16 protein-coding genes and 1 tRNA gene are annotated in these 11,790 nt (G+C 65.0%); 14 read left to right on the top strand and 3 right to left on the bottom strand.

Features of this window, described 5'->3' with window-relative positions; genetic code table 11:
• Window positions 1-118 precede the first annotated feature (118 nt).
• Complete coding sequence (locus GRB96_RS11245; RefSeq protein WP_161432226.1) at window positions 119-460, top strand: hypothetical protein; 342 nt, start codon at window positions 119-121, stop codon at window positions 458-460.
• Window positions 461-714: 254 nt separating this feature from the next.
• A complete protein-coding gene (locus GRB96_RS11240; RefSeq protein ID WP_161432225.1) occupies window positions 715-1,116 on the top strand; it encodes a PB1 domain-containing protein in 402 nt (133 codons plus the stop codon).
• Between the two features lie 140 nt (window positions 1,117-1,256).
• Here the strand turns inward: GRB96_RS11240 and GRB96_RS11235 are convergent.
• Window positions 1,257-1,333, bottom strand: a tRNA-Pro gene (locus GRB96_RS11235).
• Between the two features lie 295 nt (window positions 1,334-1,628).
• Between GRB96_RS11235 and GRB96_RS11230 the strand changes: the two genes are divergently transcribed.
• From GRB96_RS11230 to GRB96_RS11220, 3 genes are all read left to right on the top strand, one after another.
• Window positions 1,629-1,895, top strand: a complete 267-nt coding sequence (locus tag GRB96_RS11230) for a DksA/TraR family C4-type zinc finger protein (RefSeq protein ID WP_161432224.1) — start codon at window positions 1,629-1,631, stop codon at window positions 1,893-1,895.
• A gap of 93 nt (window positions 1,896-1,988) precedes the next feature.
• Window positions 1,989-2,348, top strand: coding sequence for a CidA/LrgA family protein (locus tag GRB96_RS11225; RefSeq protein WP_161432223.1), 360 nt, complete (start codon window positions 1,989-1,991; stop codon window positions 2,346-2,348).
• Window positions 2,345-3,079: an LrgB family protein gene (locus tag GRB96_RS11220; protein WP_161432222.1), complete on the top strand. Its 735-nt coding sequence runs from the start codon at window positions 2,345-2,347 to the stop codon at window positions 3,077-3,079. Before GRB96_RS11225 ends, GRB96_RS11220 begins: the two co-directional genes overlap by 4 nt.
• Before the next feature lie 63 nt (window positions 3,080-3,142).
• Here the strand turns inward: GRB96_RS11220 and GRB96_RS11215 are convergent, their stop codons facing one another.
• Window positions 3,143-3,472 carry a hypothetical protein gene (locus GRB96_RS11215; RefSeq protein ID WP_161432221.1) on the bottom strand — a complete coding sequence of 110 codons (330 nt, stop codon included), beginning with the start codon at window positions 3,470-3,472 and terminating at the stop codon, window positions 3,143-3,145.
• A gap of 140 nt (window positions 3,473-3,612) precedes the next feature.
• Between GRB96_RS11215 and GRB96_RS11210 the strand changes: the two genes are divergently transcribed.
• The 5 genes from GRB96_RS11210 (at window position 3,613) to GRB96_RS11190 (ending at window position 8,239) form a co-directional block, all read left to right on the top strand.
• Complete coding sequence (locus GRB96_RS11210; RefSeq protein ID WP_161432220.1) at window positions 3,613-3,786, top strand: DUF2970 domain-containing protein; 174 nt, start codon at window positions 3,613-3,615, stop codon at window positions 3,784-3,786.
• A gap of 168 nt (window positions 3,787-3,954) precedes the next feature.
• Window positions 3,955-5,073 carry a cytochrome c oxidase subunit II gene (coxB, locus tag GRB96_RS11205; protein ID WP_161432219.1) on the top strand — a complete coding sequence of 373 codons (1,119 nt, stop codon included), beginning with the start codon at window positions 3,955-3,957 and terminating at the stop codon, window positions 5,071-5,073.
• Window positions 5,074-5,132: 59 nt separating this feature from the next.
• A complete protein-coding gene (ctaD, locus tag GRB96_RS11200) occupies window positions 5,133-6,767 on the top strand; it encodes a cytochrome c oxidase subunit I (RefSeq protein ID WP_161432218.1) in 1,635 nt (544 codons plus the stop codon).
• Between the two features lie 24 nt (window positions 6,768-6,791).
• Window positions 6,792-7,385: a cytochrome c oxidase assembly protein gene (locus tag GRB96_RS11195; RefSeq protein ID WP_161432217.1), complete on the top strand. Its 594-nt coding sequence runs from the start codon at window positions 6,792-6,794 to the stop codon at window positions 7,383-7,385.
• Window positions 7,382-8,239, top strand: coding sequence for a cytochrome c oxidase subunit 3 (locus GRB96_RS11190; RefSeq protein ID WP_161432216.1), 858 nt, complete (start codon window positions 7,382-7,384; stop codon window positions 8,237-8,239). Before GRB96_RS11195 ends, GRB96_RS11190 begins: the two co-directional genes overlap by 4 nt.
• Before the next feature lie 23 nt (window positions 8,240-8,262).
• Here GRB96_RS11190 and GRB96_RS11185 read toward each other — a convergent pair whose 3' ends face one another.
• Window positions 8,263-8,454 carry a DUF2909 family protein gene (locus GRB96_RS11185; protein ID WP_161432215.1) on the bottom strand — a complete coding sequence of 64 codons (192 nt, stop codon included), beginning with the start codon at window positions 8,452-8,454 and terminating at the stop codon, window positions 8,263-8,265.
• Between GRB96_RS11185 and GRB96_RS11180 the strand changes: the two genes are divergently transcribed.
• The 4 genes from GRB96_RS11180 to cyoE are packed head-to-tail and all read left to right on the top strand — an operon-like array spanning window position 8,453 to window position 11,776.
• Window positions 8,453-9,175 carry an SURF1 family protein gene (locus tag GRB96_RS11180; RefSeq protein WP_161432214.1) on the top strand — a complete coding sequence of 241 codons (723 nt, stop codon included), beginning with the start codon at window positions 8,453-8,455 and terminating at the stop codon, window positions 9,173-9,175. The genes GRB96_RS11185 and GRB96_RS11180 overlap by 2 nt on opposite strands.
• Window positions 9,172-9,735 carry a hypothetical protein gene (locus GRB96_RS11175; RefSeq protein WP_161432213.1) on the top strand — a complete coding sequence of 188 codons (564 nt, stop codon included), beginning with the start codon at window positions 9,172-9,174 and terminating at the stop codon, window positions 9,733-9,735. Before GRB96_RS11180 ends, GRB96_RS11175 begins: the two co-directional genes overlap by 4 nt.
• 27 nt (window positions 9,736-9,762) lie before the next feature.
• Window positions 9,763-10,830, top strand: a complete 1,068-nt coding sequence (locus GRB96_RS11170) for a COX15/CtaA family protein (RefSeq protein WP_161432212.1) — start codon at window positions 9,763-9,765, stop codon at window positions 10,828-10,830.
• A complete protein-coding gene (gene cyoE, locus GRB96_RS11165; protein ID WP_161432211.1) occupies window positions 10,823-11,776 on the top strand; it encodes a heme o synthase in 954 nt (317 codons plus the stop codon). The genes GRB96_RS11170 and cyoE overlap by 8 nt, the downstream gene beginning before the upstream one ends.
• The last annotated feature ends 14 nt before the right edge of the window (window positions 11,777-11,790 follow it).

Raw genomic sequence — 11,790 nt, 5'->3', positions numbered from 1 at the left:
CTGAGACGGAAAACTGCCTTTCAGGGCGTTGTTTATAAATGAATAAGTAGAATATGGCACAGGAAATGCTTGGTTTTTGCTGGTATCCTGCAGGCAGTATTTTTGTAGGAGACATACCATGCAGGAGAAGAGACCAAACACCCCCGATCTGGAGGCGTTTCAGGCGCTCTGGATATCCGCAATCATCGTTTATGCGAGGGATGCGGCGGCTGGCTGGACAGGAGCAGGGGTGGGCAAGCCAGCTGCGAAGAAAGCGTATCTCGAGGCAGTGGAGGATCTGTTCGGAGATCGGCAGCAGCTAGCTCGGCTGTGCCGGCCGGCAGGCATGGATGTAGACGTTGTTGCGGCGGCGATCATGTGGCACTTGGAGATCGCTGAGGCTCAGGTGGCGGCGGGGAAGGGGCTGCCGCTATTGAGAGGGCCCGAAGCCGAGAATACAGGGAGAGGGGTTCAAGTTTAAGTGGTTCATTTTAAAGCGGAAGTGAGTTTTACGGGTGTGCCCCTGTAGGGTATCCTGTCATCGAATGCACAGCAAAACGCCGGGAGGCGGCAACCTCCCAGCGTTAGCTGTCATTCAATCTGTTCGAGAAGCTGCCCAGCGACCAACTGCCGCTTCTCGAGAACCACACCGCTTGCTGCGGGGATGGCCATCCTACTTCAAGGCGGCTCCCCCTCGCAAGCTGGAAAAGCCCAGACTTACGGGAGAAAGTAGCCATGACTGCAACCGCCGAAGCCATCAAACTCCGCCACCAGCAGGGCCTCCGCCGGCTCCATCTCCGCAAGCGCGATGTGAAAGCGGACTTCAAGTCCCTCCTCCGCAACCCACCGACCCGATACGGGCTCAAGTACCCGGACGGGGAGCTTGATTCCTTGTTGCCGGAGCAGATGTCGGGGTCGGATGTGATCCTGGGCGGCGTCGAGGGGCTGCCGTGTTCGATGGTGGGCGGCGACCGGATGGTGGATACCCGGCCCATTTTCGAGTGGCTCGAGGAGCACGGATCCGAGGTACAGCGGCACGCCTGGCAATGGTGGATGCTTGAGCGCCTGGTACGGTCTTGGGTCCGGTCGTACGGATACGTGGACGATCGGGAAGACTATTTGAGCTGGTTCGATTGAGGGTGCTAGCCCTCTGCGTAGCCAGGCCTGCAACAGGCCAAACCACCCGCGAGTTTTGACAATATTTTGATAATATTTTGAGCGCAACGAAAAACCGCCACCCGGCATGATCCGTAAGTGGCGGTTTCTCTTGATGTTTCTGGTCGGAGCGACAGGATTCGAACCTGCGACCTTTGCAACCCCATTGCAACGCGCTACCAAGCTGCGCCACGCTCCGACTCTGTTTTCGGGTTTTGTGGCTATCTGGCCTGTCCCCCGAGAACGAGGCGTATACTAGCGCTTTCGTGGGCAAATGAAAAGCCCCTTTTGCACTTTCTTATCAATCGCTTGGCTCGGAGCCTCTGGGGCCGGCCTGGGTTATGCACTATGATGTGACGCAATCATCAGGATCGAGCACAAGCGGTGACGTGGTTCGCCACGTAGAGGTGTGTCCGGTAACCCGCTTCGAGACTTGCTCGTGAGGGCCGGGCGTGAGTAGGCGTTGCCGGCCTGATGGCCGGGAGGAGATGGAGATGGCGGGCGGATGGAGCAAGGATGGTGCGGTTCAGGATCAGATCGATGCCAGCGTTGAGGATGCGGTCTCGCTGGCGCGCAGCCGGCTGCCGCATGGCGAGAGCCTTACGCACTGCGAGGAGTGCGATGACGAGATACCGCAGGCGCGGCGCGAGGCCATTCCCGGGGTGCGTCTGTGTGTCGCCTGCCAGGCAGAGCGTGACAAGCGGCAGGGCGCCACGGCGGGTTACAACCGCAGGGGCAGCAAGGACAGCCAGTTGCGCTGAGCTGGCCCGCCTGATTCTTCGGTGGTTTGCTCCGGCGCAGGGCAGCATACCCTGCGTTCCGGCTTGGATGGCCTTGTTTGCGGGAGGTGGCGAATGCCGCTGATCATGGGAATGAGCGTGCTGCTCGCTTGCCAGTTTCTGGGTGAGCTGGTGGCGCGTGGCCTGACCCTGCCGATACCGGGGCCGGTTATCGGCATGGTGATCCTGCTGGTCGGGTTGATGGTGAGAGGCAAGGTGCCCACCAGTCTCAGGATCACCGGCGAGGGGCTGCTGAACTATCTGACGCTGCTCTTCGTGCCGGCGGGCGTGGGGCTGATGGTTCACTTTGCACTGATCGGCCGAGATCTGTTGCCGATCCTCGTCACCCTGGTGGTATCCACGGCGCTGACTCTGGCCGCCACTGCCTGGGCCCTGGATCGACTCAATCGTCGTCGCAGAGGGCAGGGGCGATGAACGTCGCGACACTCGACCAGCTGTGGGTCTATCTCTCCGGTAATCCGCTGCTCTCCCTGCTGGTGACGCTGCTGGTGTTTACCCTGGCGGTGCGCATCAACAAGGCGCTGGGGGGGACGCCGCTGGTGCACCCGGTCACGCTCTCCATCGCCATTCTGATCGGCCTGCTGCTGCTCGTGGATATGGACTACGCCACCTACTTCGAGGGGGCCCAGTTCATCCACTTCCTGCTGGGGCCGGCCACCGTGGCGCTGGCGATCCCGCTCTACGACCACCGGGAGCGGGTGGGCCGCCTGTTGGTGCCACTGCTGGTGGCCTGTGTGGTCGGCATCGTCACCGCGGTGGCCAGCACCCTGGGCATTGCCCTGGCCATGGGCGCGCGCCCGGAAACGGTGCTCTCTCTGGCACCACGCTCGGTGACCTCGCCCATCGCCATGGGTATCGCCGAGCAGATCGGCGGGATTCCCTCTCTGGCGGCGGGGTTGGTGTTGCTGACCGGCTCCATCGGTTGTGCACTGGCGCCCTGGGTGTTCCGCTTGCTGCGCATCACGGACCCGGCGGTGCAGGGCTTCGCGCTGGGGCTCTCTGCCCATGGCTTCGGTACCGCTCAGGCATTCGCGCGCATCGGTGCAGTGGCTGGGGCCTTCTCGGGCCTGGCCATGGGCCTGACCGGCTTGCTGACGGCCTTCCTGCTGCCGCTGATCACGGGGCTGTTCGGGCTGGGTAACTGAAAAGGCGCCCCGTCAGGGCGCCTTGTCTCTCGCTGGGTGTGGTGCTCACCGCACCTTGTCTGGCTAGATCTCTTCCCACAGTCGCTTGCGAAAATCGTGGGTGAGCTGTGAGGCCTGCTCGAGGCGCTTCATCTGGGCGTCGCCTACCTCCTTTACCAGCTTTTCGTAGCAGGCCTGCACCTCCTCCGGCGTAGTGGGCTGCTTGCCGTTGAAGCACTTGGCCATCCGTTCACCGCTCTCGGCGATGGCCTTCAGGAACTGGGCCTCGAACTGCAGGGCCTCGGCCATGCTCTCCATCCACGCCAGCTGGGTGCGAGCCATGGGATTGACCCCCTTCGTCCACTGCTGCTGCCACCACTCGAACATCGGGTTGGCAAAGGGATTCTGGGACATGATGACCTCCTGTTGAACGCATCACCGGATGGATGAATGCGGCATATGCCGTGGTGTCTTGACTAGAGTATAGGGGAGCCATGCCGGTAGGGCCTGCGGTGAATCGGTGCAAGTTTGATCCCTGTCATGGAGAGAGTGCGATGTGGAGCGTAGTCAAGTCGGTATTGGCGGCTTTCTTCGGCGTGCAGAAGGATGTGCGCCGACGTGAGGATTTCGAGAAGGGCCATCCTGTGGCCTTCATTGTCGTGGGCATACTGATGGCCCTTGTGCTGGTGGTGCTGGTGGCGGTGCTTGCCGTGACGGTGGCCCGTTGAAAGTGCCGTTGGCGGAATGGAGGTCTGCGACAGTCGGCCGCAGGCGAGGCGTCTACACTCCTTTCATGAGGCGTATCTGAACTGACCGACCAGCAGTGTGCGCCTGTCGCATGACACGACAGCTCACGACAAAAACAAGCCCCGACAACTAGCAAGGAGGAGGCGCCGATGCGCACGTTTATCGTGTGGATGGCAGGTTGCCTGGTCGTCCCCCTGATGACGACGCTGGCCATGGCCAATGGCTGGAACATGCCGGTGGGTGTGACCGACGTCAGCCGTGAGATTCACTCGCTGCACATGACCATCTTCTGGATCTGCGTGGTCATCGGCGTGGTGGTGTTCGGGGTGATGTTCTACTCCCTGTTCCGCTTCCGGCATTCGAGGGGGGCCAAGTCGGCGCACTTCCACGAGCACACCCTGGTCGAGGTGATCTGGACGGCGATCCCGCTGCTGATCCTCATCGGCATGGCCGTTCCGGCGACCGCCACTCTCAAGAAGATGTACGACCCCTCCGATGCCGACCTGGATGTCATGATCACCGGGCAGCAGTGGCGCTGGCGCTACGAGTACCTGGGCGAGGATGTGGCCTTTACCTCCAACCTCGGCACGCCGCGGGAATCGATCCGCGGCGAAGGCGAGCGTGGCGAGCACTACCTGCTCGAGGTCGACGAGCCACTGGTGCTGCCGGTGGGGCGCAAGGTGCGTTTCCTGCTTACCTCCGACGATGTCATCCATTCCTGGTGGGTCCCCGACCTTGCCGTGAAGCAGGACACCATTCCCGGCTTCGTCAACGAGAACTGGGTGCGCATCAACGAGCCCGGCATCTATCGCGGCCAGTGCGCCGAGCTGTGCGGCATGGATCACGGTTTCATGCCCATCGTGGTGCACGCCATGGAGGGCGAGGAGTTCGATTCCTGGCTGGCGGAGCGCAAGGAGGCCGCAACCCAGGAGGCGCAAGGGGTCGACCGCGAATGGTCCATGGACGAGCTGATGGCGCGCGGCGAGCAGAGCTACAACGCCGTGTGTGCTTCCTGCCACCAGCCCGACGGCAGCGGCAACCCGCCGGCCTTCCCGGCGCTGGCAGGCAACCAGGCGCTGATGGATGACCGGGAGCGGCACATCGATGTCGTCATCAACGGCGTGTCGGGCGCGGCGATGCCGGCGTTCCGCAGTACCCTGAACCCGGTGGAGATCGCTGCCGTGATCACCTATGAACGCAACGCCTGGGGCAACGACACCGGTGACCTGGTGCAGCCTGCGGAGATAGCCGAGCGGCTGGCCGACTAGGCCGGCCCATGTTGCCCAGCGCGATCCGATAAGAACAGCGAAGATCAGGGAGATTCACCATGGCGCCCAAGTTGCCCTTGCATCACCCCGTCGAGCAGAGCTCCACCGCCAGTGCCGGTGGCCAGGCGAGTGCCCACGCCGCGCCCCCGCGCGGGCTGATGCGCTGGCTGCTCACTACCAATCACAAGGAGATCGGTAGTCTCTACCTGATCTTCTCGCTGACGATGTTCTTTATCGGTGGGGTCTTCGCGCTGGTGGTTCGCGCCGAGCTGTTCCAGCCCGGGCTGCAGCTGGTGGTGCCGGAGTTCTTCAACCAGATGACCACCATGCACGGGCTGATCATGGTGTTCGGGGCGATCATGCCGGCCTTCGTGGGGCTGGCCAACTGGATGGTGCCGCTGCAGATCGGCGCGCCGGACATGGCCCTGCCGCGACTCAACAACTTCAGCTTCTGGCTGCTGCCGGTGGCCTTTACCCTGCTGCTCAGCACCCTGCTGATGCCCGGGGGTGGCCCCAACTTCGGCTGGACCTTCTATGCGCCGCTTTCCACCACCTACGCGCCGCCGTCCACCACCTTCTTCATCCTCTCGCTGCATATTGCCGGTGTCAGCTCGATCCTCGGCGCCATCAACATCATCGCCACGATCCTCAACCTGCGTGCCCCGGGCATGCGCCTGATGGACATGCCGCTGTTCTGCTGGACCTGGCTGATCACCGCCTTCCTGCTGATCGCAGTGATGCCGGTGCTGGCCGGGGCGGTCACCATGATGCTGATGGACATCAACTTCGGTACCAGCTTCTTCAATGCCGCCGGCGGCGGGGACCCGGTGCTGTTCCAGCACCTGTTCTGGTTCTTCGGGCATCCCGAGGTCTACATCATGATCCTGCCGGCCTTCGGCATCGTCTCGGCGATCATCCCGACCTTCTCTCGCAAGCGCCTGTTCGGCTACGCCTCCATGGTCTATGCCACGGCATCCATCGCCATCCTGTCGTTCCTGGTGTGGGCGCACCATATGTTCACCGTGGGCCTGCCGCTCGCCGCCGAGCTGTTCTTCATGTACACCACCATGCTGATCGCGGTGCCCACCGGGGTGAAGGTATTCAACTGGATCGCCACGATGTTCCGCGGCTCCATCAGCTTCGAACCACCCATGCTGTTTGCCCTGGCCTTCGTGGTGCAGTTCACCATCGGTGGCTTCTCGGGACTGATGCTGGCCATCTCGCCGGCGGACTTCCAGTACCACGACACCTACTTCGTGGTGGCTCACTTCCACTATGTGCTGGTGCCGGGCGCGCTGTTTGCGATCCTCGCCGCGGCCTACTATTGGCTGCCCAAGTGGACCGGTCACTACCCCAACGTGAAGCTGGCCCAGTGGCACTTCTGGTTGTCGGTGATCGGCGTGAACCTGACCTTCTTCCCCATGCACTTCTCGGGGCTGGCCGGTATGCCGCGACGCATCCCCGACTATGCGCTGCAGTTCGCTGACTTCAACGTGGCCTCGAGCCTCGGTGCCTTCCTGTTCGGTGCCTCGCAGTTGCTCTTCGTGATACTCATCATCAAGTGCGTGCGAGGCGGCGAAAAGGCCCCGGCCAAGGCCTGGGAGGGCGCCGAGGATCTGGAGTGGAGCGTGCCGAGCCCGGCGCCCCTGCATACCTTCGAGCATCCGCCCACCTTCCACCGCCAAGGCGAGTGAGGCCAGCGCCAGGAGGAGACCGCCATGTCCGATGTCCGGGAGCCCGCCAGCCGTCAGGGGGTGCGACGTACCGTCGCCAAGACGCTGTTCGCCCTGGCCGGAATGTTTGCCTTCGCCTTCGCCCTGGTGCCCCTCTATGACGTCTTCTGCGAGGTGACCGGGCTCAATGGCAAGACCAGTGGTTCGGCCCAGGCCCTGGTGCACGAGGAGGTCGATGCCTCGCGCATGGTGACGGTGCAGTTCGTGACCCGTGGCAGCGCCGGGCTGCCCTGGAACATCGATGTCGAGACGCGCCAGGTACGCATCCATCCGGGGCAGAGCGCCGAGGTCGGCTTCGCCTTTCACAACACCGGCGACAGCGCCGTCTGGGGGCGGGCGGTGCCCAGCGTGTCGCCGGCGCGCGCCAACCCGCACCTGCGCAAGCTGACCTGCTTCTGTTTCCAGGAGCAGCGCCTCGAGGCGGGTGAGAGGATGTCGGCGCCGCTGGTGTTCCAGCTGACCCGGGACCTGCCCGAGGACGTCAATACCGTAACCCTGGTCTACACCCTGTATCCGGTCACCCGAGATGAAGCGGCGCTTCAGGCACGGGCGAGCGGCGGCATAGGAGATGAGGCATGAGTGGTGGCAGCTACTACGTTCCCGCAACCAGCAAGTGGCCGATACTGGGCTCCCTGGCGTTGGGCACGATGATGATAGGGGCCGGCATGGTCATGGTGCACGGTCGGGGCAGTGCGCTGCTGGCGGTCGGCATGCTGGCGGTCCTGTCGGTAATGGGGTTGTGGTTCCGCGATGTGATCAAGGAGTCTCGCGGGGGGCTCTACGATGCCCAGATGGATCGCTCCTTCCGCCAGGGCATGGCCTGGTTCATCTTCTCCGAGGTGATGTTCTTCGCCGCCTTCTTCGGTGCGCTCTTCTATGTGCGCACCTTCGCGCTGCCGTGGCTGGACGGCGACGGGGCCAAGGGCGTGGCCGCACTGCTGTGGCCGGAATTCACCGCCAGCTGGCCGCTGCTGGAACCGCCGGGCGACGTGGCCGGCCCCCGCGATACCTTCAGCCCCTGGCAGCTGCCACTGGTCAACACCCTGATCCTGGTGGGCTCGAGTATCACTCTCACCGTGGCCCACGAGGGGCTCAAGGAGGGGATGCGTGAGACCACGCGCAACTGGCTGTTGGTCACCGTGCTGCTGGGCTTCACCTTCATCATCATCCAGGGCGTGGAGTACTACGAGGCCTACCACCATTACGGCATCACCCTGGAGGCGGGGATCTACGGGGCGACCTTCTTCCTGCTTACCGGCTTCCACGGGGCCCATGTGATCATCGGTGCCACCATCCTGACGGTGATGCTGCTCCGTATCCTGCGGGGGCACTTCGCCCCGGAGAACCATTTCGGCTTCGAGGCGGCGGCCTGGTACTGGCACTTCGTGGACGTGGTATGGATCGGGCTGTTCCTGTTCGTCTATGTGTTCTGATCCAGTGTCAGGGACTCGCAGGATCAGCCCAGGCTACCGGCATAGAAGCCGTAGAAGAGCAGGGCCAGCAGGGTGGCGGCCAGCGCCACTCGCAGCTTCAGGGAGACCAGCAGGCGCCGGGAGGTGCCGCTGTCGCGTAGCAGGAAGCCGGCACCGGCGGCAAGGCTCGCCAGCATGGCCAGGAACACCAGAGCGATCAGGACCTTGAGCAGCATGGAACACTCCTTGGGCAGCAATGTTTCCCAGCATGCCCGCCACGGACGGTGGCGGCAACGCCTGTGGTGGAGCCTGTGGTCGCTGCTGGTGGTGCTGGGGCTCGCACTGGGCCTCTGGCAGTGGGAGCGCGGTGAGGAAAAGCGTGACTATCTGGCAAGGCTGGCGAGTGCGCCGACCCTGACCGCGCCCAGCGAGATGCCCCCCCAGGGCAGCCGTCTCACGCTCAGCGGCGAGTATCTGCCGGATCACACGCTGTTTCTGGACAACCGGACTCATGAGGGTCGCCTGGGGGTCGCTCCGCTAACCCCGCTGCGAGGCGATGATGGCCGCATCTGGCTGGTGCAGCGCGGCTTTCTGGAGACCGGTACCAGCCGTGCCGACCCTGCCGTGGCGACGCCACAGGGCAGGGTCACCCTGTGTGGGCGCTGGCAGGCGGCGGGCGAGGGTGCGCCGCTGTTCGGTCCCAACCATGAGGGCGCGCGGCTGCAGCGTATCCAGCTCGACGCCTGGGCCCTCGACTTCGCCCACCCCGGCTGGCTGCATCTGGAGGAGGGGCCCGGCGCGCTGCCAGCCTGGTGGACGCCCAGCGTGATGCCGCCCAGCCGACATGTGGGCTACGCCGTCCAGTGGTGGGGCCTGGCGCTGGCGGCACTGGTGGTGATGATTATCGGCGGGCGGCGCATGCGCCGCGACGGCTTGCCCGTGGAGGACTCAAAATGACGATGACCCATGCTGCGCGCTACGGGCGGCTCAAGCTGCTGGCGCTGCTGCTGTTCCTCTCCTTGCCGGTGCTGGTGGCCACGGTCATGGCGCTAGGGCGAGTCGGCATCCCCGAGGGGCGCACGGCCCATGGTGAACTGGCCCCGGAGATTCCGGTACTCGCCGAGTGGCCACTGGCCGCGAACATGGCACCGTCGGTGTCCGGCGACTGGGTACTGGCCTTCGACTGCGGACGGCGCTGTGCCGAGCTGAGCGACCAGTGGTGGCGTCTGCATCGCGCGCTGGGGCGTGAGGCGCCCCGCGTCAGCCGGTTGCGCGTGGGCGGCCAGGCCGAGGCGCTGCCCGGCGAGGTGGTGGCGCGCTGGGCCGAGCGGCCAAGCTGGCTCGAGCCGGGTCGGCTATGGCTGCTCGACCCGCGTGGACAGCCGGTGCTTGGTTACCCGGCGGATGTGGACCCCTATGCGGTGAAGGCAGATCTGGGGCGCCTGCTGCGCATGAATCCGGAGGCACCCTGGCAGGGTGGTCAGGAATTGGCGGGCCAGGAGCTGGCGGGACGCTGATCCTGCAATGACAAGGGAGGTGGGGCGATGCACGCAGCACAGCGGCGACTGGCACTGCTCAAGATGCTGAGCCTGTTGGGCGTGGTGCTGACGGTGGGGGTGATCCTGCTGGGCGCCTGGACGCGCTTGGTGGATGCTGGGCTGGGCTGCCCCGACTGGCCGGGCTGCTATGGCGCCCTGGTGGTGCCCGACGAGGGGCGGGCCCTGGCCCACACCCCGGAAGCACCGCTGGAGAGTGCCAAGGCCTGGATGGAGATGATCCATCGCTATGTGGCTTCCTCCCTGGGTCTGCTGGTCATCGCCCTGGTGGTGCTGGGCAGGCCCCTGCGGCGACGTGCCGACTACCCCTGGCGCCTCAGCCTGGGGCTGCTGGCCTTGATCCTGGTGCAGGGGGCGTTCGGCGCCTTCACGGTTACCCTCAGGTTGTGGCCCCAGGTGGTCACCCTGCATCTGCTGGGGGGGCTTGGCGTGATGCTGGTGTTCCTGTGGCTGCATCTGCGCCTGCGGCGTTGTGCAAGCGGCAGCCTGGCGCCTGGCGGGGTTGCCGCGCCGCGCCGCGCATTGACACCACTCTGGGGGCTGGCTGCCTTCCTGCTGGTGGTTCAGCTGGCGCTGGGCGGCTGGGTGTCGAGTAACTACGCCGGCATCGCCTGCCAGGGGTTCCCCACCTGCAACGGCGAGTGGTGGTCCGGCCTGGACTGGAGCGAGGGCTTTCACCTGACCCAGAGCGTCGGCCCCAACTACCTGCATGGTCAACTGCATGCCGAGGCGCGCAGTGCCATCCAGGTGGGGCACCGCCTGGGGGCGTTGGCGCTGGGAGTCGCGATCCTGGCGCTGCTGCTGTGCTACTGGCGCGAGACGGCGATGCGTCCGTGGCTGGGTGCCCTGGGCCTGGCCTATGGGGTGCAGTTCTCGCTGGGGGTGGCCAATGTGCTGCTGTGGCTGCCCCTGTGGTTGGCGCTGCTGCATACCGCTGGCGCCGTGGCGCTGGTGCTGAGCCTGGCGCTGGCTTCCTGGAGATGGCGCTGCCTGGCGCCGGCGTCGACCACGACACAACAATCATCGTTGCAGAAGAAGGAGTGGCTCCATGTCTGATGCGCTGACGACCGAGATCCGTGTCGCCGAACTCCCGTCCCCGGCGCTGGGTGAATGGGGCTGGCGGGACCTGGTGACCCTGTGCAAGCCACGGGTGGTGCTGGTGATGCTGGTGTGTGCCCTGGTGGGCATGGCGCTGGCGCAGCCGGTGCTGCCGTCGCCTGCCGTGGTGCTTTACGGCCTGGCCGGGATCGGCCTGACCGCCTGCGGGGCGGCGGCCTTCAACCATGTGGTCGACCGGCGCCTCGATGCCATGATGCTGCGTACCTCGCGACGCCCGCTGGCGGCAAGGCGCATGCCCGGGAGCATCGCCCTGGCGTGGGCCACGCTGCTCTCGCTGGCCGGTCTCGCCCTGCTGGTGTGGCAGGTCAATGCCCTGACCGCCTGGCTGACCCTGGGCTCGCTGATCGGCTACGCACTGGTCTATACCGCCTTCCTCAAGCACGCCACGCCCCAGAACATCGTGATCGGCGGGGTAGCCGGGGCGGCGCCGCCGCTGCTGGGCTGGACGGCGGTGACCGGCCAGGTCGGCCCCGAGCCGCTGCTGCTGGTGCTGATCATCTTCGCCTGGACCCCACCGCACTTCTGGGCACTGGCACTGCACAAGCGCGATGAATATGCCCGTGCCGGTGTGCCGATGCTGCCGGTCACCCATGGGGAGGCCTTTACCCGACTGCAGGTGTGGCTCTACGGCTGGCTGACCGTGGCGGTGACCCTGCTGCCCTTCGCCATCGGCATGAGCGGGGCGCTCTATCTGGTCGGGGTGATGGCGCTCAATATGCGCTTTATGGTCTGGAACTACCGGGTGTGGCGGGGGCAGGACCCGAAGGCTCCCCTGGCCGCCTTCTGGTTCTCTATTCGCTATATCCTGGGGCTGTTCGGCGTGCTGCTGCTGGATCACTACGCCCAGGCCTGGTCGCTGTGGATGGCTCCGGGGATCCAGTAGTGGGTGCCATCGCC

This window comes from Halomonas alimentaria (assembly GCF_009902005.1).
Classification (GTDB): Bacteria; Pseudomonadota; Gammaproteobacteria; order Pseudomonadales; family Halomonadaceae; genus Halomonas; species Halomonas alimentaria.
The sequence above is the reverse complement of the archived record's forward strand: the minus strand, read 5'-3'. Positions and strand labels throughout refer to the sequence as shown.